The organism is Mesorhizobium sp. LSHC420B00 (assembly GCF_000503055.1).
GTDB lineage: Bacteria > Pseudomonadota > Alphaproteobacteria > Rhizobiales > Rhizobiaceae > Mesorhizobium.
In genome coordinates, this window is sequence record NZ_AYVY01000003.1 from 84,618 (window position 1) to 107,959 (window position 23,342).

Annotated in this window: 13 protein-coding genes and 1 pseudogene; 7 read left to right on the forward strand and 7 right to left on the reverse strand. The window is 62.0% G+C overall.

Translation table 11 applies throughout. The features are described 5' to 3' along the window. Positions 1–27: 27 nt before the first annotated feature. The 5 genes from X760_RS48185 to X760_RS48205 all read right to left on the reverse strand — a co-directional run bounded on the left by X760_RS48185 (position 28) and on the right by X760_RS48205 (position 7,378). Complete coding sequence (locus X760_RS48185) at positions 28–597, reverse strand: NifU family protein (protein ID WP_023717910.1); 570 nt, start codon at positions 595–597, stop codon at positions 28–30. A gap of 278 nt (positions 598–875) precedes the next feature. Next, a complete protein-coding gene (locus X760_RS48190; RefSeq protein ID WP_023717912.1) occupies positions 876–1,367 on the reverse strand; it encodes a universal stress protein in 492 nt (163 codons plus the stop codon). Between the two features lie 191 nt (positions 1,368–1,558). Beyond that, complete coding sequence (gene trpS / locus X760_RS48195) at positions 1,559–2,641, reverse strand: tryptophan--tRNA ligase (RefSeq protein ID WP_031193646.1); 1,083 nt, start codon at positions 2,639–2,641, stop codon at positions 1,559–1,561. A 293-nt stretch (positions 2,642–2,934) separates the two neighbouring features. Continuing rightward, a complete protein-coding gene (gene murJ, locus X760_RS48200; RefSeq protein WP_023717914.1) occupies positions 2,935–4,533 on the reverse strand; it encodes a murein biosynthesis integral membrane protein MurJ in 1,599 nt (532 codons plus the stop codon). A 46-nt stretch (positions 4,534–4,579) separates the two neighbouring features. Beyond that, on the reverse strand, positions 4,580–7,378 hold the full coding sequence (locus tag X760_RS48205) for a [protein-PII] uridylyltransferase (protein ID WP_023717915.1): 2,799 nt from the start codon (positions 7,376–7,378) through the stop codon (positions 4,580–4,582). A 227-nt stretch (positions 7,379–7,605) separates the two neighbouring features. Between X760_RS48205 and X760_RS48210 the strand changes: the two genes are divergently transcribed. The 3 genes from X760_RS48210 to X760_RS48220 all read left to right on the forward strand — a co-directional run bounded on the left by X760_RS48210 (position 7,606) and on the right by X760_RS48220 (position 11,495). After that, positions 7,606–10,110 carry a heavy metal translocating P-type ATPase gene (locus X760_RS48210; protein ID WP_023717916.1) on the forward strand — a complete coding sequence of 835 codons (2,505 nt, stop codon included), beginning with the start codon at positions 7,606–7,608 and terminating at the stop codon, positions 10,108–10,110. 43 nt (positions 10,111–10,153) lie between these two features. Then, positions 10,154–10,540 carry a DUF305 domain-containing protein gene (locus X760_RS48215; protein ID WP_023676379.1) on the forward strand — a complete coding sequence of 129 codons (387 nt, stop codon included), beginning with the start codon at positions 10,154–10,156 and terminating at the stop codon, positions 10,538–10,540. A gap of 109 nt (positions 10,541–10,649) precedes the next feature. After that, the gene (locus X760_RS48220) at positions 10,650–11,495 is read left to right on the forward strand and encodes an aldo/keto reductase (RefSeq protein WP_023717917.1); all 846 of its coding nucleotides are present in this window, start codon (positions 10,650–10,652) and stop codon (positions 11,493–11,495) included. Between the two features lie 223 nt (positions 11,496–11,718). Here X760_RS48220 and mutS read toward each other — a convergent pair whose 3' ends face one another. Next, a complete protein-coding gene (mutS, locus tag X760_RS48225; protein ID WP_031193648.1) occupies positions 11,719–14,367 on the reverse strand; it encodes a DNA mismatch repair protein MutS in 2,649 nt (882 codons plus the stop codon). 203 nt (positions 14,368–14,570) lie between these two features. Here mutS and X760_RS48230 point away from each other — a divergent pair, with 203 nt between their 5' ends. The 3 genes from X760_RS48230 (at position 14,571) to X760_RS48240 (ending at position 20,968) form a co-directional block, all read left to right on the forward strand. Further along, entirely contained in the window at positions 14,571–16,850 is a 2,280-nt protein-coding gene (locus X760_RS48230; RefSeq protein WP_023717919.1) for an NADP-dependent malic enzyme, read from the forward strand. Positions 16,851–17,414: 564 nt separating this feature from the next. Beyond that, on the forward strand, positions 17,415–18,407 hold the full coding sequence (locus X760_RS48235) for a DUF1837 domain-containing protein (protein ID WP_156948039.1): 993 nt from the start codon (positions 17,415–17,417) through the stop codon (positions 18,405–18,407). Further along, the gene (locus X760_RS48240) at positions 18,404–20,968 is read left to right on the forward strand and encodes a DEAD/DEAH box helicase (RefSeq protein ID WP_051409632.1); all 2,565 of its coding nucleotides are present in this window, start codon (positions 18,404–18,406) and stop codon (positions 20,966–20,968) included. Before X760_RS48235 ends, X760_RS48240 begins: the two co-directional genes overlap by 4 nt. Positions 20,969–21,115: 147 nt before the next feature. On the opposite strand, the pseudogene X760_RS48245 reads toward X760_RS48240, so the two are convergent. Continuing rightward, positions 21,116–22,182 (reverse strand): annotated as a pseudogene (locus X760_RS48245) (adenosine kinase). A gap of 212 nt (positions 22,183–22,394) precedes the next feature. On the opposite strand from X760_RS48245, the gene X760_RS48250 reads away from it, so the two are divergent. Further along, positions 22,395–23,291, forward strand: coding sequence for an EamA family transporter (locus X760_RS48250; protein WP_023717922.1), 897 nt, complete (start codon positions 22,395–22,397; stop codon positions 23,289–23,291). The last annotated feature ends 51 nt before the right edge of the window (positions 23,292–23,342 follow it).

The window sequence follows — 23,342 nt, forward strand, 5'->3', positions numbered from 1 at the left end:
TATCGACGTTGACGATGGAACGGCGCGTCAGGAGACCTGTTCGACGTGCTGCACTTCCGGCACAAAGTGCCGGAGCAGGTTCTGGATGCCGTGCTTCAGCGTCGCCGTCGACGACGGGCAGCCGGCGCAGGCGCCTTTCATGTGCAGGAACACGGTGCCGTTCTCGAAGCCGCGGAAGGTGATGTCGCCGCCGTCCTGGGCCACCGCCGGGCGCACCCGCGTGTCGAGCAGCTCCTTGATGGTGACGACCAGCTCCTCGTCGGCCTTGTCGTAGAATTCGCCGGTCTGGCTGGTCTCGGCGGCCGGGCCGGCCTTGGCCATCACCGGGGCACCGGACATGAAGTGCTCCATGATGGCGCCGAGGATAGCCGGCTTCAGATGCTGCCAGTCGGGGCCGTCCTTGGTCACGGTGATGAAATCATAGCCGAAGAAGACGCCGGTGACGCCGGGGATCTCGAACAGCCGGCCGGCCAGCGGCGAAGCCGTCGCGGCACTGTCGGCATCGCGGAAATCGGCGGTGCCTTCTTGCAGCACTTCCTTGCCGGGCAGGAATTTCAGCGTTGTCGGGTTTGGCGTCGACTCGGTCTGGATGAACATGGCCATCTCCGTGCCCGTTTCGGGCAGCTAGTTTGGAATAATTCTAATTAGGCTTTATCCGCCCGACATTCAAGCGAAAGGCATCGCGGGGAACGGCTGGCTGGTGGAATGTTTTGCTAGCTCGCTGAAACAATTGGAGATGTGTTGAGATTCAGGTCAGGCCGAGCCGAAAATGATGGTTTCCGAGAACCGGAGCGGAGCGTACTTTTGGTACGTGAGCACCGGAAGCGCAGGAAGCCGCCATTTGTAGGCCGGCCTCACCTGAATATCGGCACATCTCAGGCGAGGCTGTCGATCTCCTCGTCCGACAGGTTCTGCGGCACCACAGTCACTGGAATCGGAAAGGCGGCGCCCTTGCCGGCGACCGCGCCGACCAGCGGCCCGGGCCCTTCCTTGCCGGCGCCTGCCGCCAGCACCAGGATGGCGATGTCCTGGTCTTCCTCGATCAGCTTGTGGATCTCTTCGGTCGGCTTGCCTTCGCGCACCACCAGTTCCGGCTCGATGCCGAGCTTCTGGCGCACCTTGTTGGCGTAGCTGTCGAGCGCGGCGCGCGCCGTGGCGGTCGCCTCCTCGCGCATGATCTTCTCGACGCCCAGCCAGTGCTGGAAATCATCCGGCTCGATGACATAGAGCAGCACCAGCACGCCGCCCGTGCTTTGCGCCCGCTTCGAGGCGTAGGCGACGGCGCGCTCGCATTCCGGCGTGTCGTCGATGATCGCCAGGAACTTGCGGCGATGACCGGCTTCGCGGCTGAGGCGTTTGGAGACCATATTCACCCTGCTCGATGGTTTCGGCCGCAATCTGCCACCGCCACAGCCCGCCCGCAAGCGACCGGCGGCTGTGGCGATGTTGGTGCAGCTTAAAGCGCGTCGCGTTCGACCGGCCTCATGCGACGCGCTTCAGGTTCTTGTTTTATGCATGTCGTTATCGCAAAACCGCTGCACACTTTGCGCGACATAAATTAGCCTTGCAGCAGGCCGATAATGTCGCGCACGGTCTTCATCGTCGCTTCGGCCAATGTGCCGGCACGCTCGCCGCCATCCCGCAGCACCGCGTCGACATAGGCGCGGTCGCCGGAGATGCGGCGCATCTCGTCGGCGATCGGCGCCAGCTTTTCCACCGCGAGATCGGCCAGCGCCGGCTTGAACACCGAAAACTGCTGGCCGCCGAATTCCTTCAGCACCGCCTCTTTCGATATTTCGGCGAGGCCGGCATAGATGCCGACGAGGTTTTCCGCTTCCGGCCGGCCGGCAAGCCCGTCCAGTTCGCCGGGCAAAGCCTCCGGGGCCGTCTTGGCCTTGCGGATCTTCTTCGAGATGGCGTCGGCATCGTCAGTCAGGTTGATGCGCGACAGGTCCGACGGGTCGGACTTCGACATCTTTTTCGAACCGTCGCGCAGCGACATGATGCGCGCCGCCGGGCCGCCGATGACCGGCTCGGTCAGCGGGAAATAGCCGTTCACCGTCTCTTCGCCGACCTGCATCTCGACGCCGACGCCAAGCGCCGCGATGCGGTCCGAAAAGTCGTTGTTGAATTTCTGCGCAATATCGCGGGTCAGCTCCAGATGCTGCTTCTGGTCGTCGCCGACCGGCACATGGGTGGCGCGGTAGACGAGGATATCGGCGGCCATCAGGGAGGGATAGGCGAGCAGGCCGAGCGAGGCGTTCTCGCGGTCCTTGCCGGCCTTGTCCTTGAACTGCGTCATGCGGTTCATCCAGCCGATGCGCGCCACGCAGTTGAAGATCCAGGCAAGCTCGGCGTGCTGCATCACCCGCGACTGGTTGAAGACGATGTGCTTGGTCGGATCGATGCCGGAGGCGAGAAACGCCGCGGTGATCGAACGCGTCTGGTCCTGAAGATCCTCATAGACGAGCTGCGCGGTCAGCGAATGCAGATCGACGACGCAATAGATGCAGTCGGAAGTGTCCTGCAGGGCGACGAATTTCTTGATGGCGCCGAGATAATTGCCGAGATGCAGATTGCCGGTCGGCTGGACGCCGGAAAAGACGAGTGGCTTGAAGGCGAGCTGGTTGAGGTCGGGCATGGTGTTTCCCTGGCTTGTGGAGGGCCGTTTCGCGCGCGGCGAAAGTCTTGCGACGGCGCGCTTATGGACGAGAGCAAGGAGACGATCAAGAGGGGTGTTGGCTGGGCCGCGCAGGACTTTGGCCGTGGCCGAGCAAGACGCCACAGAAGGCTGTTTGAAGGGGATGGCGCCGACCAGAATCAAAAACCCGCCTTACGGCGGGGTCGTCGATGCGAATCAGCACCATACGCAAATTAGTAGCATAGCTGCCGGCACAAAGCAAGAACAAAATTGGCGCTGACGAATTTTCCGCCTCACGAATCCGGAGATTGCTCCTTGACCGGCTGGGAGCCTTTACGCCCGATATTGCGGCGGATCATGCCGAAATCCGCACCCCCGGTGGCAAACGCGGTGACGAAGTAAAGCAGCGCCCCGCCGGCGACCAGCGCAAGCAGCGTTACCGCCTTGATCACCAGCGGCGAGCCGGATCCGAGCCTTGCGGCGAACCAGTGTTCGGCAAAATAGAGCGCCGCCGCCATCACCGCCGCCGACAGCACCAGCCGCGGAATGCGTTTCATGAGCGGCACGTCGCGGCCCCAATGGCCGCGCCGGATCAGCACGGCCAGCAGCATCGTCGCATTGACCCAGCCGGCGACGGCGGAGGCAACGGCAATGCCGGGCGCGCCCATCGTCGGGAACAGCGTCAGTGCCGTCGTAATGTTAACCGCCACCGAGATGGCGGCGAAAATCATCGGCGTGCGCGTGTCCTCGCGGGCGAAATAGCCTGGCGTGAACGCCTTGATCAGCACGAAGGCCGGCAGGCCGAGCCCGAAGATCGCCAGGATTGCCGCGACCGTCGGCGTCGAATTGTTGGCGGCGAAGGCGCCGCGCTCATAGACCAGCCGCACGATCGGCTCGGACATGACCAGCAGGGCGGCCGCCGCCGGCAACGTCATGAACAGGGTGAACTCGACCGAGCGGTTCTGCAGGTTGGCCGCCTCGATCAGATTGCCTGATTTCAGCGCCCGCGACAGTTCCGGCAAAAGCACGATGGCGACGGCGACGCCGACGACGCCCAACGGCAGCTGGTAAACGCGGTCGGCATAGGCCAGCGACGACACCGCGCTGTCCTGCGCCGACGCGATCGCCGTGCCGATCAGCTGATTGATCTGGGTGATGCCGCCGGTGATCGCCGCCGGCAGCGCCAGGATCAGCAGCCGCTTGACGCTGGGCGTCATCTTCGGCCGCCGGAAGCCGATCGAAATGCCGGCATGGCGCACTGCCGCCCAGACGATCGCCAGCTGCACCAGGCCGGCCGCCAACACGCCCCAGGCCAGCCCAAAACCGACGGTGCGGGCGTCCGAACCCTTGTACCAGGCATAGGCAAGCACGGCGATGAGGATGACGTTGAGGAACACCGGCGCCACCGCGGCGGCGAAATAGCGGCGCAGCGAATTCAGCATGCCGGCCATCATGGCGCCGAGCGACATGCAGATCAGGTAAGGGAACATGACGGTCGCGAGTGCCACCGTCATCTCGAATTTTCCCGGCGTGTCGGCAAAGCCCGGCGCCACCAGGTAGCGCACGATCAGCGGCATCGCCAGTTCCATGGCGATGGTCAGCGCCAGAAGCGCCGTGAACAAAACGCCGAACACCTCTTCGGAAAAGCGCTTGGCGCCGTCGGTGCCGTGCGTCTCGATCTCTTTGGCGAACAGCGGCACGAAGGCGGCGTTGAAGGCGCCTTCGGCGAACAGCCGGCGAAAGGTGTTGGGAAACTGGAAGGCGGCGTTGAAGGCGTCGGCGATCGGCCCGGTGCCGAGTGCGGCAGCCATCAGCATCTCACGGCCAAAGCCGAGGGCGCGGCTCATCAGCGTGCCGGAAGCGACCGTGGCGAATTTCTTGATAAGGCTCATGCGCTTGAAGACTGCCTGTGGGATTGGGGCAAATGGAAGGTAACAGTCACTCGGCGGCCGTTTTGGTCTTGCCGCGCTCGGACGCCGTGCCCTCGAGCACCGCGATCAGCCTGTTGCGGATGGTCGCCGTGCGCGACGGGCTGTCGATCTTCTGGCCGGTGAGATCGGTGACGTAGAACGTGTCGATGACCTTTTCGCCGAAGGTGGTGATGTGGGCCGAGGCGATGTCGAGCGACAGGTCCGACAACATGCCGGTGATCTCCGACAGAAGGCCCGGCCTGTCCAGTCCTTCGACCTCGATCACCGAGAACCGGTTCGACAGGGTGTTGCGGATCTCGGCGCGTGGCGGGATGCGGAAGACCTTGGCGCCGCGCCGTGGCTTGGTGCGCTTCTCGATCATTTCGGGCAGCCAGCTCTTGCCCGACAGCATGTCCTCGATCAGCCGGCCGACGCGCTCGGCACGGCGACGCTCGTCCTCGTCGCGGTCGAACTCCCTCGAGATCAGGATGGTGTCGAGCGCGCGGCCGTCCGAAGTGGTGAATATCTGCGCGTCGACGATGTTGCCGCCGGCCGCAGCACAGGCGCCGGCAATCACCGAGAGCAGGCGCGGATGGTCCTGCGCCAGCACCGTGATCTCGGTCACCGCCTCGAACTGGTGGGTCTTGACCATGGTGGCGAGCTTCTTGCCGGCGTGATCGGCCTCGCGGATGAATTCGGCATGGCGCAGCTGGTCGGGAAGATCGACCGCCAGCAGATAGTTCTCGTAGTGCTGGCCGACATAACGCTTGCGGGCCTTTTCCGGCCAGTCGGCAAGTGCCTCGGCCAGTTGTTCGCGCGCCGCCGCCGTCCGCTTGGCGCGCGACACCTCCGAAAACCCGCCGGTCAACAAAAGCTCGGTCTCGTAGTAGAGCGTACGCAGCAGCTGGCCTTTCCAACCGTTCCAGACCCCCGGCCCGACGCCACGGATATCGCAGACGGTAAGCACCAAAAGCATCTTCAGCCGTTCGACCGACTGCACGATGGCGGCAAAATCCTCGATCGTCTTGCGGTCGTTGAGATCGCGGGTCTGCGCCGTCATCGACATGACGAGGTGGTTCTCGACCAGCCAGGCGACCGTTTCGGTGTCGGCCGGCGAGAGCCCCATATGCGGGCAGATGCGCCGCGCGATCCTGGCGCCGGCTTGCGAATGGTCCTCAGGCCTGCCCTTGGCGATGTCGTGCAGCAGCACGGCGACATAGAGCGCCTCGCGGCTCTTCTTCAGCCCCGGCATCAGCGCGTGGGAAAGCGGATGCACCTTTTCGCCGTCGCCGCGCTCGATCTCGGCCAGCACGCCGATGCAGCGGATCAAATGCTCGTCCACGGTGTAGTGGTGATACATCGAGAACTGCATCATGGCGACGATCTTGCCGAAGTCCGGGATCAGCTTGGCAAGCAGTCCGGCCTCGTTCATTCGCCGCAGATTGAGCTCGGCGTTGCGGTCCGAGGTCAAGATGTCGAGGAACAGCCGGTTGGCCTCCTCGTCGCGCCTGAGCGCCTTGCCGACGAGGCCGAGAGAGCGGGTCAAAAGCTTCAGCGCATCGGGGTGGAATTCCAGGCCGTGCTTGTCGGCAAACCAAAACAGCCTGAGCAGGTTGACCGGATCGCGCTCGAACACCTCGTCGTCGGCAATGTTGATGCGGTGGTTGTCGACGATGAAATCGGCCGTGCCGGCGAGCTTGCGCTTGCGCCGCGAGAAGGTGAGGAAGATGCGGTTGAAGCCCGGCACATGCTTGGCCTGCTCCTCTTCCAGCGCGGCGCAGAAAATGCGGGTCAGGTCGCCGACATCCTTGGCGACGAGGAAGTAGTGCTTCATGAAGCGCTCGACCGCCGACAGGCCGGGATGGGTGGTGTAGCCGAGCCGCTCAGCGATGTCGCGCTGGATGTCGAAATGCAGCCGCTCCTCCGCCTTGCCGGTGAGGAAATGCATGTGGCAGCGCACCGCCCACAGGAAGTCCTCGGCCTTCTGGAATTCCCTGTATTCGGCGTCGGTAAAGACGCCCTTGTCGACCAGTTCCTCGCCGGTGCGCACCCGGTAGAAATATTTGGCGATCCAGAACAGCGTCTGCAGGTCGCGCAGGCCGCCCTTGCCGTCCTTGACGTTAGGTTCGACCAGGTAACGGCTCTCGCCGGCCTTGGCGTGACGCTCGTCGCGTTCGGCAAGCTTGGCCTGGACATATTCGGGGCCGGTGGTGCGCACCACCTCGTGGTCGAAGCGCTGCAGAAGCTCGTCATAGAGCTTTTGCTCGCCCCACAGGAACCGCGCCTCCAGGATCGAGGTGCGGATGGTGATGTCGGTGCGCGACAGCCTGAGGCACTCGTCGATGTTGCGCGTCGCGTGGCCGACCTTCAGCCCGAGGTCCCACAGCATGTAGAGCATATATTCGACGATCTGCTCGCCCCATGGCGTCTGCTTGTAGGGCAGCAGGAACAGCAGGTCGATGTCGGAGCCCGGCGCCAGCGTGCCGCGGCCATAGCCGCCGACGGCAACGACCGCCATGCGCTCGGCCGACGATGGGTTTTTCACGCGGTAGACATGGGTGGCAGCGAAATCGTAGAGCGCACGGATGATCTCATCCATCAGATGCGACAGCCGGGCGGCGCAGGCGGTGCCGCTGCCGTCGTCCATCAGCATGCGTTCGGCGACAGTGCGCCCGTCGGCGAGCCGGCTTTTGAGCAGCTTGAGGACGCCGCCGCGCGCGGCCTTGCCCGAACCGTCGCCTGCCGTGGCCGCGGTCAGTTCGGTCATCTCGCGGCGCAAGGCTTCGCCGTCGATCAGTTCCTCGAGCTTCAGGGATATTCTTGCCATAAATGCCGTTCGGCCTCGCCGTTTCGGCGGCGTCTATAGCGCGTTTTCGCGGCGCTGGGTATGGGGCGGACGGACGCGTTCTCCGCGGCCGCCGACGGGACGATCGTCTCGTGCCCGCAGCCGGTTCGGTTTGGGCCTGGCCGCGAAAAATCGAAAATCGGCCCTTGACCTTCCAGTTACTGGAAGCACTACCTCCGCTGCAACATCGAAATACAGGGGCTTTCGGCATGACGCATTCCGACCACGATCATCACAGCCATGGCAGCTGCTGCTCGGCAAAGAGCGCCTCGCCTGCCGCGGACGCCGTCGTCCGGGATCCGGTCTGCGGCATGACCGTCGATCCGGCCGCCGGCAAGCCGACCGCCGGGCATGACGGCCATCGCTATCATTTCTGCAGCGAAAGCTGCCGTTCGAAATTCGTCGCCGAACCTGAAAAATATCTGACCGCAACCGATCCCGTCTGCGGCATGAGCGTCGATCGCGCCACGGCCAAGCACTTTTTGCGCCACGAGGGCCAAGGCTTCTATTTCTGCTCCGCCGGCTGCAAGGCGAAGTTCGAGGCCGAGCCGGCAAAATATCTCGGCGACAAGCCGGCGCCGCAGGCGATGCCCAAGGGCACGCAATACACCTGCCCGATGCATCCCGAAATCATCCGCGACAAGCCCGGCTCCTGCCCGATCTGCGGCATGGCGCTGGAGCCGATGGGCGTGCCGACCGGCGACGAGGGGCCTAACCCCGAACTGGTCGATTTCACCAGGCGCTTCTGGGTGAGCGCGGTGCTGTCCGTGCCGTTGCTGGTCATCGCCATGGCACCGATGCTCGGCCTGACATTCCAGGCCTTCATCGACGACCGCGCGAAGGTCTGGCTGGAGCTGGCGCTGGCGAGCCCCGTGGTGCTGTGGGCGGCATTCCCGTTCTTCCACCGCGGCTGGGATTCGATCCTCAATCGCAGCCCCAATATGTGGACGCTGATTTCGCTCGGCGTCGGTGCCGCCTATCTCTACAGTGTCGTCGCCACACTGTTTCCAGGCCTCTTTCCGCACCAGTTCCGCGGCCATGACGGCACCGTGCCGGTCTATTTCGAGGCGGCGGCGGTAATCGTCGCGCTGGTGTTCCTCGGCCAGGTGCTGGAATTGCGTGCCCGCGAGAAAACCGGCTCGGCGATCCGTGCGCTGCTCGACCTGGCGCCGAAGACGGCGCGGCTGATCGGCGCGGACGGTTCCGAAAACGACGTGCCGCTCGATATTGTCAAGGCCGGCGACCGCCTGCGCATCCGCCCAGGTGACGCTGTACCGGTCGACGGCATTGTGCTTGAAGGGCGCTCTTCCGTCGACGAATCGATGATCACGGGCGAGCCGCTGCCGGTCGAAAAGACCGAAGGCGACAACCTCACCGGCGGCACGCTCAACAAGAATGGCTCACTGGTCATGCGCGCCGAAAAGATCGGCGCCGAGACGACACTGGCGCGGATCGTCGAGCTTGTCGCCAAGGCGCAGCGTTCACGCGCGCCGATCCAGGGGTTGGCCGACCGCGTCTCGTTCTACTTCGTCCCGGCCGTCGTGCTGGTCGCGATCATTGCGTTTATCGCCTGGGCGATCGTCGGACCGGAACCCAGCCTGGTGTTTGCCATCGTCGCGGCGGTCTCGGTACTGATTATCGCCTGTCCATGTGCGCTGGGCCTTGCGACCCCAATGTCGATCATGACCGCTACCGGGCGCGGCGCGCATGCCGGCGTGCTGATCAAGGAAGCGGCGGCGCTCGAGCGCTTTGCCTCGGTCGACACGCTGATCGTCGACAAGACGGGAACGCTGACCGAAGGCCGGCCGCGACTGACCGACGTCGTTGCCGTCGAAGGCATGGCGCAAGACGAGTTGCTGGCGCTCGCCGCCGGGCTGGAAAAAGGCTCGGAGCATCCGCTGGCCGAGGCGATCGTTGACGGCGCCCGCGGACGCGGGGTGAAGGTCCCCGACGCGAGCGGTTTCGAGGCTGTCACCGGCAAGGGTGTTTCCGGCACGGTTTCGGGACAGAAGGTGGCGCTTGGCAATGCCGCGATGATGGCCGATCTCGGCATCGATACGGCTTCGGTCCTGGCCAGTGCCGAGGCGCTGCAGTCCGACGGCAAGACCGCGATGTTCGTCGCTGTCGCAGGCAAGCTCGCCGGCCTCGTCGCCGTCGCCGACCCGATCAAGGCGACCACCGCCGAGGCGATCAAGGCGCTGCATGACAGCGGGCTGAAGATCGTCATGGCGACCGGCGACAATGAGCGCACCGCCAAGGCCATCGCCGCCAAGCTCGGCATCGACGCGGTGCATGCCGGGCTTTTGCCCGAACAGAAGAACGCGCTGGTCGAGGAGTTGCGCGCCGGCGGTGCCGGCGTCGCCATGGCCGGCGATGGCGTCAACGATGCGCCGGCACTTGCCGCCGCCGATGTCGGCATCGCCATGGGCACCGGCGCCGATGTTGCGGTCGAAAGTGCGGGGATTACGCTGGTCAAGGGCGATCTCAACGGTATCGTCAGGGCCAGGACGCTGGCCCGCGCGACGATCCGCAACATCCGCCAGAACCTGTTTTTCGCTTTTCTCTACAATGTGCTTGGCGTGCCGGTGGCTGCCGGCGTGCTTTATCCGCTCACCGGCACGCTGTTGTCGCCGATGATTGCGGCGGCGGCGATGAGCCTGTCTTCGGTTTCGGTCATCGCCAACGCATTGCGGCTCAGGACATTGAAACTCTGAGTAAAACTTCCAGATACACCCTGTTCAAAAAAGGAGACGATGAATGACCTTGGCCAAGAAGATCGTGCTGCTGATGATGGCGGCGGGAATGCTGCTTGCTGTTTTCCTCGAAAGCGTTCCTGCACAAGCCGAGGAGATGAAGCACGACATGGGCGCCATGGGCGCGCAGAGCCCCTCGACCGAGGGCTACAAGGCGGCGATGGACAAGATGCATACCGACATGATGGCGATCGAATATTCCGGCAATGCCGATGTCGATTTCGCCCGCGGCATGATCCCGCATCACCAGGCTGCCATCGACATGGCCAAGGTCGAGCTCGCCAATGGCAAGGATCCGGAAATCCGCAAGCTGGCCGAAGCAGTGATAGCCGCGCAGCAAGCCGAGATCAAGCAGATGCAGGACTGGCTCGCTGCCCATCCGGTGAAGTAGGGCTTCACGCTGTCGGGAATCCAGGCGAGAGACTTCACCGGGATTTCTGCTTCACCTGGATTTCCCTTGGCGGCTATGGTGCTATCCGGGCCTCGGACTGGAGCATGCCATGCCATCGACGATACGAACGACCACCCTGCCCTGCGGCGAAGCCGTGCCGGTGCTCGGCCAGGGCACCTGGAAGATGGGCGAAGACGGCCGCCGCCGTACCGACGAGGCCAATGCCCTGAAGCTCGGGCTGGATCTCGGCATGACGCTGATCGACACCGCCGAAATGTATGCCAGCGGCGGTGCCGAGGAGGTGGTGGCGGAGGCCATCGCTGGTCGCCGCGACGAGGTTTTCCTGGTCTCCAAAGTGCTGCCGTCCAATGCCTCGCGCGCCGGCGTGAAACGGGCCTGCGAGAACAGCCTGAGGCATCTCGCCACCGACCGCATCGATCTTTATTTGCTGCATTGGCCGGGCAGCGTGCCCTTGACGGAAACGGTCGAGGCATTCGAAGCGTTGAAGGCAGCCGGCAAGATCCGCCATTGGGGCGTCAGCAATTTCGATACCGGCGAGATGGAAGAGCTGGTCCGATTGCCGGCCGGCGGCAACGTCCAGACCAATCAGGTGCTCTACAATCTGTCGCAGCGCGGCGTCGAGTTCGACCTCGCCCCGTGGAGCCGGCAACGCGGTATGCCGCTGATGGCCTATTCGCCGGTCGATCAGGGGGTATTGGCGCGCAATGCCAGGTTAGATGCCATCGCCGCTCGCCACGGTGCGACGCCGGCGCAGATCGCGCTTGCCTGGGTGATGGCGCAGGACGGGGTGATCGCGATTCCCAAAGCTAGCCGCCCGGAGCATATCCGGCAGAATGTCGCGGCGTTGGACATCGAGCTCACGAGCGAAGATTTCGCCGAAATTGACCGCGCCTTCCCACCGCCGAGGCGGAAGTCGGGCCTGGCGATGATTTGAGGGGGTGGGGCGGAAGGCAAGCCAAAGCAGCGTTCCGTCACACCCCCCTCTGTCCTGCCGGACATCTCCCCCTCAAGGGGGGAGATTGGATCTCGCATCGGCTTTCGCCAACTTCGAACGTCGAAGGAAAAAGCGCTGTCAGCGAAACTGCCAATCTCCCCCCTTGAGGGGGAGATGTCCGGCAGGACAGAGGAGGGCGCCGTAGAGCGCTATCGGACGAGCACTACTTCCCCACCATCCCCTTCAGCCGGTACAGCGCTTCCAGCGCCTCGCGTGGCGTCATCTCGTCGGGATTGATCTCCGCTAGCGCTTCACCCAGCCCATCACTCCTGGCCGGCTTCGACGCTTCCCGCTTCGCCGCCACGGAAAACAGCGGCAGGTCGTCGACCAGACGGTTGGCCTTGCCCGAGACCTCGCCGGCTTCAAGCTGGTGCAGCACTTCTTTGGCCCGGCCGACGACGGCTTCCGGCAAGCCGGCAAGCCGCGCTACCTGGACGCCGTAGGAACGGTCGGCGGCACCCTTGCCGACCTCGTGCAGGAAGACCACGTCGCCCTCCCATTCCTTGACCCGCATGGTGACGTTGGAGAGCCGCGGCAGTTTTCCGGCGAGCGCCGTCATCTCGTGGAAATGCGTGGCGAAGATCGCCCGGCAGCGGTTCTTCTCGTGCAAATATTCGACCGCCGCCCAGGCGATCGAGAGGCCGTCGAAAGTGGCGGTGCCGCGGCCGATCTCGTCGAGGATGACCAGTGCGCGTTCGCCGGCCTGGTTGAGGATCGCCGCTGTCTCGACCATCTCGACCATGAAGGTCGAGCGGCCGCGCGCCAGATCGTCGGAGGCGCCGACCCGCGAAAACAGCCGGTCGACGACGCCGATATGGGCTGATGCCGCCGGCACGAAGGAGCCGGTCTGGGCAAGGATGGCGATCAGCGCGTTTTGCCTGAGAAAGGTCGACTTGCCGCCCATATTGGGGCCGGTCAGCAGCCAGATCGCGCCGGCCTTGGCATCGCCTTGCGGCGACAGATCGCAATCATTGGCGACGAACGGGCCTTCGCCGGAACGCCGCAGTGCCTGTTCGACCACCGGATGGCGTCCGCCCGAAATCTCGAAGGCAAGGCTCGCATCGACCAGCGGCCGGCACCAGGCCTCGCTTTCGGAAAGCAAGGCAAGGGCTGCCGAAACGTCGAGCGCGGCGAGCGCTTCGGCGCCGGCGCGGATCCTGTCGGCCTGGCCGACGACTTCCGCCGTCAGCGCCTCGAAAGCGGCAAGCTCGATCGCCAGCGCCCGGTCGGCGGCATTGGCGATCTTCGATTCCAGCTCGGCGAGTTCCGTGGTGGTGAAGCGCATGGCGTTGGCCATGGTCTGGCGGTGGATGAAGCGCGCCTTGGCGCCGTCGCTGCCGGTCATCAGCGCATGGTGGTTGGCGGTGACTTCGATGTAGTATCCCAGCACATTGTTGTGCCTGATCTTCAGCGAGCGGATGCCGGTCTCGTCGATCAGCGAGCGCTCCAGCCCGGCGATCACTTTTCGCGACTCGTCGCGCAGTGCCCGCATCTCATCGAGTTCGGCGTGGTAACCGGAACGGACGAAGCCGCCGTCGCGCTTGAGCAGCGGCAGCTCGTCGCTGAGCGCCTGTGCCAGATGCGTCGCCAGCGCGCCGGGCAGTGCCTTGATGGCCGCTAGCGCCGCCGCCAGTTCGGCGGGCAAGGCGGTTTGCCCGAACAGTCCGGCGATGGCGCCGGCCGCTTCGAAACCGGCGCGCAGCGCGCCGAGATCGCGCGGACCCCCGCGGTTGAGCGCCAGCCTGGACAGCGCGCGCGGCATGTCGGCGACGCTCTTCAGGCTGGCCCGCACCGCCTGGCAGAGGCGCGTCTCGGAGCGGAAGAACGACACCGAATCCAGCCTTGCAGCGATTGCCGCCGGGTCGGTCAGCGGCGCCATCAGCCGGTCAGCGAGCAGCCTTGCGCCGCCACCGGTCACCGTGCGGTCGATCGCCTTGAACAGCGACCCCTCGCGGCTGCCGGACAGCGTGCGCAGCAGCTCCAGATTGGCGCGCGTCGCCGGGTCGATGAACAGTGTCGATCCCTGCTCCTCGCGCTCCGGCCGCGACAGCGGCGGCCGCTCCGCTTTCTGCGTCTTCTCGACATACGCGATGACGCCTGAGATCGCCGACAGCTCGGCGCGCGAAAACGAGCCGAAACTGTCAGGCGTCGCCACCTCGAAGAAGCGGGCGATGCGGCCGGCGGCCGAAGCCGAATCGAACAGCGACGGCGGCTGCGGGCTGGCGACGCGGCCGAGCACGTCGAACACCGGTTTCAGCTCCGGGTCGTAAAACACCGGTTCGGCGACGATCAGCTCGCGCGGATCGACACGGAAGACGTCGGCGAGCAGCCGGTCGACGGTGGTTTCAGCGACGCGGAAGACACCGGTCGAGATCTCGATCCAGGCCAACGCGAAGGAATGCTCGGCGCCGCCCTTGACCCGTCCCAGCGCCATCAGAAAACTCGATTCCGACGGCGCCAGCAGTTTGTCCTCGGTGATGGTGCCTGGCGTCACCAGCCGCACAACATCGCGGCGCACCACCGATTTGCCGCCGCGCTTCCTGGCCTCGGCTGGATCCTCGATCTGCTCGCAGACGGCGACGCGGAACCCCTGGCCGATCAGCTTCTGCAAATAATCGTCGGCGGCGTGCACCGGCACGCCGCACATCGGGATGTCGAGCCCCTGGTGCTTGCCGCGCTTGGTCAGCACGATGCCGAGCGCCCGGCTTGCCTTCTCGGCATCGTCGAAGAACAGCTCGTAGAAATCGCCCATGCGGTAGAACAGCAGCGAATCCGGGTTCGCCGCCTTGATCTCGATGTACTGCTCCATCATCGGCGTCGCCGGCGCGAAGGCCGGCGTGGCGTTGTCGCTTCGAATGGGCGTCTCGTCGTTCAAAAAGCTGCTTCCAAAATTTTCCAAGCCATGCTTGGCGGTTTACAGCGGCGAAGTGTAGCCTTAATCCCGAACCTTCCACAAAAGAAAGCATGCGCACCCATCTCAAGCGGTGCCGTACGGGCGAGGAAACCAAGAGTACCATGGCCAAGAAAACCGAAAGCAACGGGCCCTCAGTCAGCGCCCAGGAGGCGCTGGAATTCCACGCCATGGGCCGTCCGGGCAAGCTGGAGATCGTCGCCACAAAACCGATGGCGACGCAGCGCGATCTCAGCCTCGCCTATTCGCCGGGCGTCGCGGTGCCGGTTCTCGCCATCGCCGAGGACCCGAGCCGCGCCTTCGACTACACGGTTCGCGGCAACATGGTCGCCGTCATCTCCAACGGCACCGCTATCCTCGGCCTCGGCAATCTCGGCGCGCTGGCCTCGAAGCCGGTGATGGAAGGCAAGGCGGTGCTGTTCAAGCGCTTCGCCGATGTCGATTCCATCGACCTCGAGGTCGACACCGAGGATGCCGACGAATTCATCAACTGCGTGCGCTTTCTCGGCCCCTCCTTCGGCGGCATCAACCTCGAGGACATCAAGGCACCGGAATGCTTCATCATCGAGCAGCGGCTGCGCGAATTGATGGACATACCGGTGTTCCATGACGACCAGCACGGCACCGCCATCATCTCGGCCGCCGGGCTGATTAACGCGCTGGAAATCACCGGCCGCGACATGAAGACCACGAAAATGGTCTGCAATGGCGCCGGTGCTGCTGGCATCGCCTGCATCGAATTGATGAAGGCGATGGGCTTTGCGCCTGAGAATATCATCCTTTGCGACACCAAAGGCGTCGTCTTCCAGGGCCGCACCGAAGGCATGAACCAGTGGAAATCGGCGCATGCCGTCAAAACCGGCGCGCGCTCGCTGGCCGAGGCGCTGGACGGCGCCGACGTGTTCCTCGGCCTCTCGGCCAAGGGCACGCTGACCACCAGGATGGTGCAGTCGATGGCCAAGAACCCGATCATCTTCGCCATGGCCAATCCCGACCCCGAGATCACACCGGAGGAGGTCGCCGAGATCCGCACCGACGCCATCATGGCGACGGGGCGGTCCGACTATCCCAACCAGGTCAACAACGTGCTTGGCTTCCCCTACATCTTTCGCGGCGCACTGGATGTGCGGGCGACCACCATCAATGACGACATGAAGATCGCCGCCGCCCGGGCGCTGGCGGAGCTGGCGCGCCAGGACGTGCCCGACGACGTCGCCGCCGCCTATCAGGGCAACCGGCCGAAATTCGGCCCCAACTACATCATCCCGGTGCCGTTCGACCCGCGGCTGATCTCGGCGATCCCGATCGCGGTCGCCAAGGCGGCGATGGACTCCGGCGTCGCGCGCAAGCCGATCCTCGATCTCGACCGCTACGCGCAGGAGCTTTCCGCCCGCCGCGACCCGATCGCCTCGACGCTGCAGCGCATCTACGACCGCGTGCGCCGCCAGCCCAAGCGCATCGTCTTTGCCGAGGGCGAGGAGGAGCAGGTGATGCGCGCCGCCGTCTCTTATGTGAACCAGCGGCTCGGCACCGCCATCCTGCTCGGCCGCGACGACATCATCAAGGAAAACGCCCGGAATGCCGGCATCGACCTCGGCAAGCAAGGCATCGAGATCATCAATGCGCGGCTGTCGCGGCGCAACTCCGTCTACACCGATTATCTCTACGAGCGCATGCAGCGCAAAGGCTTCCTGTTCCGCGACTGCCAGCGGCTGATCAACAACGACCGCAACCATTTCGCCGCCTGCATGGTGGCGCTGGGCGATGCCGACGGCATCGTCACCGGCGTTACCCGCAACTATTCGACGGCGCTCGACGACATCCGCCGCGTCATCGACGCAAGGCCCGGCCATTGCGTCATCGGCGTGTCGATCGTGCTGGCGCGGGGTCGCACCGTGCTTGTCGCCGACACCGCCGTGCACGACATGCCGAACGCTGAACAGATCGCCGACATCGCCGAGGAGGCCGCCGGCTTCGCCCGCCGCATGGGCTACGAGCCGAGGCTCGCTATGCTCGCCTATTCGACCTTCGGCCATCCGCAGGGCGAGCGCTCCGAGCGCGTCCAGGAAGCGGTGCGCATCCTCGACAAGCGCCGCGTCGATTTCGAGTATGACGGCGAAATGGCCGCCGACGTGGCGCTCAACGCCCGCGCCATGGCGCAGTATCCGTTCATCAGGCTGACCGGCCCCGCCAATGTGCTGATCATGCCGGCGTTCCACTCGGCCTCGATCTCGACCAAGATGCTGCAGGAGCTCGGCGGCTCGACCGTCATCGGCCCGCTGCTGGTCGGCCTGAACAAGCCGGTTCAGATCGTCTCGCTGAATGCCAAGGATTCAGACATCGTCAACATGGCGGCGATCGCGGCGTATAGCGCGGGGGCTTGAGGAGCGGTTCGCAAAACGGACGCTTGGATGTTGAGCGCTCGACCTGAGAAAATAGTCGGCGTAGCCTTTAGTTATATGTCTCGTTGAAAGGCAGTTGAATGGCTAAGAGTAAGCCAGTCATATTAAACGGTCATCATTTTTCGAAGCGACAAGATGCAATTACCCATTTTCGTTCGATGCTATCGAGATATCCTGCAAACAGCGTCGTTTCTGATGTAGACGCTGCAGATCTTGAAGCGCTTCTCATGCGACACCCAGAGTGCACGGAGAAGGTCGGGAACGGAATTCACCATTTTGAAGTCATTGATGCCGATTATGGCACGACTTGCTTCTGCGTAATCAGAAATAACGGCAGTAGAGTACGTTTTTCATACATCACTTGCGTGAATACAGAGCCATCTCATCAAATTGGCGACCTCGCCTAAAGGCATTGAGATTTTGGCGAAATCCGAGGTCACCTAGCAAAACACGTTGCTCTTTCGACTGCACAGCTTGCGTTCGCGACCGGGGCAGTTCAAGCTTCATAGGGATGAGTCTCAACACCTATTGTCATTGGTAAGCTTTTTGGACAAGCAGTTAGAGGAGGAGGAAGATAAGGCGCGGCTCGATCAAATGATTGCGTCGATGTCCAACGATTTCAGCCACTTAAAGGCTCTCATAAAAACCCTAGAACATACAATCCAATGCACCGACAAAAATGTTCAGATTCGAGCCCACTATCTTCCTTTTAGGAACGGAAAGCCGTGTACAGGAGAATTGCTCGATAACATTAGAGGTTACATTTGCAATTTTGCTATGAGCCGCTCGGAGATCGACCTGGTTCACAAAAGCGCTGCGACGTTCTCCCCTCAACAAATGATGATTGCTTATAATAAACTGAGAGATGATGCGGCAGACTTATTTATAAAAGCGCAAAAATCCACAAGCCGCAATGGCGAATGTGGCGAGCTAATTTTGTATCTATTGATAGAATGGATACTCGAAGCGCCCCAAATTCTGGCCAAAATGTCGCTTAAGACCAGCGGGCAAATGCCGGTCCATGGGTCAGACGGAATACATGTAAAATACGATCCCGCTACTGACGGTCTAATCTTTTTTTGGGGCGAGGCGAAGTTTCATGCAACGATATCAGGAGCTATGAGCAGCGCGGTTACGTCAATATCCAGTACACTTAAATATGACAAACTGAAAGAAGACATAAATCTTGTCAGACGTTACATCAGTTTCTCAGGGTTGTCTCCTGGAGATCAAACTAAAGTGGTCGAATTTCTTGATCCGCTCAGCCAACAGTATCAGAAGAAGACGGACGCCTCTGCGTGTTTAATCGGTTTCGATTTCGACGGATTTGCGAAGCTAAAAGACTGCGATTCGGCGACATTAGAGCTGCGATTTAGGGAACTGTTGGAGGAGGCTTTGAAATCCGCCGCTGCAAGCCTCGCCTCGAACCTAGAGGCGGCAGGCATTTCACATCATCGAATGGAGGTGTTCTTTATACCAGTGCCTTCCGTTGAGGATTTGAGGATTGAATTCCAGAACCGTATTGGTTGGAAATCGTGATTGGCGCACTGATAGATAAAGTCTGGCAAAATCCGGTGCTAGCACAGGCTCTCGGTGCATTGGAGCAGAACTGGCTCGTGCAGACGCTTCATTTGGAACGGTCTCCGCCTGTTGCGATAAGCAAGGCCGATGCCTGCCGGTATATCGAGGCGGCAGCAATTTTGGCTTGCTCTGAGTTGGCCGCTCAGAGATTGGCTGCTTATAGAATTGCAACCTACACTTACGATCTATTTCGAGGTGAGATCGACGGCCTCGAAGCGTCTGTGAGGGCTGTCTTAACTCGGCTTGGTAATTTTCCAAGCCTTGCGACCGAGCCGGGGATCAATTCGGCCTTATCCAAGGCCTCTTGGGCGATTGCTGAGGAGGAAGTCGTTAGGCGGGCAGCAAATGAGGTAGAAATAGCCGGAGCGGCAGTAGCTTTAACAGATTTTCAGGTGACCCTTTGGCGCGCTTTGTCCACCGGAGAATCTATCGCTATTTCTGCGCCAACCTCCACCGGAAAATCCTTTATACTTCAGGCCTTCATTGCTCAGAGCTTGACAAAGCGGCCTTTATTTTCTGCGTGTTACATCGTCCCTACGAGAGCTCTGATAACGCAGGTTCACGGGGATCTTTCTGATGCGCTGGCAGCGGCAGGCCTGTCAGATGTTGAAGTTGTTACCGTTCCGCTGGAGGAAGGCGATCCGCTCCCTGAAAAGGCTGTCTATGTGCTCACCCAAGAGCGCCTTCAACTGCTCTTACTAAACCATCCGACCAAGAACGTGGATTTCCTGGTAATTGATGAGGCCCATTCGGTGCAGGACGGGGATAGAGGAATAATACTGCAATCCGCAATCGACGATATCCTTATTCGCGGTCCATCCGTTCAGCTCCTGTTTGCGAGCCCGACTGTATCAAATCTTAACGTTTTTTCTGGGATGACCGGCCGAAAGGACGTTTCCATTCAAGCCACCGAGCAGGTCACAGTTTCTCAGAATTTCATCAATATGACGGTCACTTCACCAAAGCTTGGCCGGGTGAAGGTCTATTCGCAATCCGCCAGCGGGGGTGCTGAGGTTGGCGTCGCGGAAATTGGGCAGCAACTTTCCTCTCGTGTTGAGTGCTTGGTTCATATCGCGCAGAAATTTGGTGCGGATAAGCAGTCTATCGTCTACGCGAATGGCCAGGCTGATGCTGAAAAGATAGCCTTTCAGATATCCGATCTCCGTTCCGAGAGTACGCCGGACGGGCAGTCAGGAGACTTGGATGCGCTGGCCGAGTTAGCTAAAGAGGCTGTCCACCCTAAGTATATCCTGGCGCTCACAGTGAAAAACGGCGTTGCATTTCACTATGGAAACATACCAACTGTACTGAGAAACGCCATAGAACAATCTTTTATAAGTGGAGCGCTGAGGTATATCGTATGCACAAGTACGTTATTGTCGGGCGTCAATCTTCCGGCGAGAAACCTCTTTATGTGCTTGCCACAGCGCATGAAGGGAGTTGCGCTGGAATCCGTGGATTTTTGGAACCTGGCTGGGAGGGCAGGTAGGTTACGTCGCGAGTTCCAGGGCAATATTTATTTAATTGACTACGACAAATGGACACACCAGCCGCTTGCCGCACCTAAATCAGCAAAAATTGTGCCAGCAATTGAACATACCATTCATACGCGCACTAACGATTTGGATGCCGTGATTCAAGATAGTCAGTTCTTGATGCCGGGCACTTCAGATGCAGGGCTTGAGACAATTTTTGTCAAGCTTCTTGCTGACTACAAGCGCGGTCGTATTGGAGTAACTCTGGATCGGGCCAATGTTGCCCGTGACGCTCCCCTAAGGGAGCAACTGGAGAACTCTCTCGCCATAGCAGATCAGCTTGTGCCGCTTTCAGCTGACGTTATTGCCGCTTCGCCTACAATCTCAGCTCATCGACAACAGCGGTTATACGACAGCTTTGTTGGAATAATTGATGGAGGAGGGGAACTCGCCGCGCGAGAATTATTATTAAAGCATCCGAGAGAGACGAAAGCTTTCGATTCCTACGTGGCTGCGCTGGCGCTATGTCATGGGACACTTCTGCGAAGGACCGGAAGTATTAAACAGAATAGGTTCTTTGCGTTGATGCTCCTTAAATGGATGCAGGGCATGTCGATTTCCGAATTAGTCGACGGTCGTACGAGCTTTTATCCAAATGAGAAGATCGATACCACGATACGCAGTACGCTCGATTTGGTAGAGCAGGAGCTCCGCTTTAACTATGTGCGTGCTTTTGGCTGCTACAACGCGCTTCTCAGTGAGGCGCTTAAAGTTAGCGGGCACGGTGAACTGTGTAAGAGCATGCCGTCAATCGCGCTCTACCTAGAAATTGGTGCTTCGGATAAAACTATGATTAGTTTTATTGCGCTTGGGTTATCTCGTCTGGCAGCCAAAAACCTGACCAATATTTGTCCGATCAAGACGCTGGATGTCAAGAACGCGCGGGCTTGGCTTTCCCGCCAGGATTTGGAGATATTGGGCTTTTCAACTTACATTCGTAGTGAAGTCAATTTGGCTTTGAAGCGCTCTTCCGTGACAGGTTGAGCTGGCCGCTGGCCAGCAGGTCCTGCGGCATGATGTTGTCGACCGGCGCCACGCTGGCGCGAGCCTACCCCCTTTCGATGGCGCGTGGATGGCTCTGTGCCTAGTATAGGCCCTCGCGCCTACCGCCCCGTTGACAGGTGAAGGGCGCTAAATCAACCCCGCCTGCTCGGCCTCGCGGCGCAGATTCTGGCGTGGCCTTGGGCCGATCTGCTGGATGACCAGCCCGGCGGCCAGCGAGCCGAGATCACCGCACTGCTTCAGGCCGCGGCCTTGCGTGTAGCCGTAGAGGAAGCCGGCGGCGTAGAGGTCGCCGGCGCCTGTCGTGTCGACCAGCTCGCGGATCCTGGTCGCCTCGATGGTGACGGTCTCGTGGCCGCGGACGATGACCGAGCCCTTTTCCGAACGGGTGACAATGGCGATCTTGCAGTCCCTGCGGATCTGCGCCAGCGCCTCGTCGAAGGACGCGGTCTGGTAGAGCGACTTGATCTCGTGGCTGTTGGCAAAGACGATATCCACGGTGCCGGAGCGCATCAGGTCGAGGAATTCGTCGCGGTAACGGTCGACGCAGAACGAGTCCGACAATGTCATCGATACTTCGCGCCCGGCGGCATGGGCGAACTTCGCCGTCTGCCGGAACGCTTCCTTGGCGCGCGGCGGGTCCCACAGATAGCCCTCGAAATAGGTGACGGCGGCGCCCGACGCCTTGTCGGCCTCAACATCCTCCGGGCCGAGCTCGACGCAGGCGCCGAGATAGGTGTTCATCGAGCGCTCGCCGTCCGGCGTGACGAAGATCATCGAGCGCGCCGTCGGCGGTTCGCCATCGAGCGGCCTGGTGTCGAAGGCGACGCCCTGGGCATGCATGTCATGCGCGTAGATTTTGCCGAGCGCGTCGTTGGAGACCTTGCCGAAGAAAGCGGCGCGACCGCCGAAGGAGGCGACGCCCGCCGCCGTGTTGCCGGCGCTGCCGCCCGAGGCTTCAATGGCCGGGCCCATGCGGCTGTAGAGCAGTTCGGCGCGCCNGCCGTGTTGCCGGCGCTGCCGCCCGAGGCTTCAATGGCCGGGCCCATGCGGCTGTAGAGCAGTTCGGCGCGCCGCGGGTCGATCAAATTCATCGCGCCCTTGATGATGCCGTTGGTCTCCAGGAACGCCTCATCGCACTGGGCGATGATGTCGACGATGGCATTTCCGATACAAAGCACGTCATAGTCCGGCATCAATTCATGTCTCCGCCAAAAACCCACCGGCTTTCTGCCATGCCGGGCGCGGGCGGGTCTAGCGGTTTGATGCGGCTTTGCCTAGTCGACAATGCGGCGATCCGACGAATGTCAGCATAGCCACCATCGTTGGATGGCGGCCGAAGCATTTCTCGCGTGCCTGGCTTACAAGCATGGCTGAGATGAGCGATGCCCAGAGGTCCCCGCCGGCCATGTCTATGAAAACCGACACGAGGATCGAGCTGGTGCTGCTCGTCGTGTTGGCAGTGCTCTGGGGTGCATCCTACAGCTTCATCAAGATCGGCGTTGCGACGATCCCGCCGGTGACGCTGATCGCCGCGCGAACCCTGATCGCGGGTGGCATCCTGCTTGCCCTGATCCGCTGGCGCGGGCTGACCTTGCCGGGTGATGCCACAAGCTGGCGCCGGTTTGCATTCCAGGCATGCCTCAACAGCGTCGTGCCGTTCACGCTGATCGCTTGGGCCGAGCGCTCGCTGGATGCCGGGCTGGCCACGATCCTCAATGCGACCTCGCCGATCTTTACCTTCTTGCTGACCGCCCTCATCACCCCCCACGAACCGTCGACCATGCTCAAGCTGTTTGGCGTCGCGGCGGGAATAGCCGGAATATGCCTCGTTGTCGGCGCCCCGGCGCTTGGCGGCCTCGGACAGCAATTGTTACCGCAACTTGCCGTGATCGCGGCGACGATCTGCTATGCCGGCGCGGCCGTTTTCGGCCGCGGCTTCAGGGGGCTCGACCCGATGGTGCCGGCCGCCGGTTCGATGCTCTGCGGCGCCGCGATGCTGATCCCCTTGAGCCTTGCGTTCGACCAGCCATGGACCTTGGCGCCGTCGACAGCTTCGATCCTTGCGCTGCTCGGGCTTTCGGTGTTTTCAACCGCGCTGGCCTTTTGCATCTATTTCCGTCTCCTCCACACGCTGGGCTCCGTCGGCACCACCTCGCAAGCCTATCTGCGGGTGCCGATCGGCGTTGCTATCGGAGCCGTGTTCCTTGGCGAAAGCCTTGGTCCGAGCGCGTGGTGGGGAATGGCCCTGGTCGTCGTCGGCGTGGCGGCGATGACCATTCCCCAGGCGAAGGTCGCGCGCTAGGGCGCTTGCAGCCTACGCTGTCTCCGCCTATTCGGAGATATCAGCCACGGG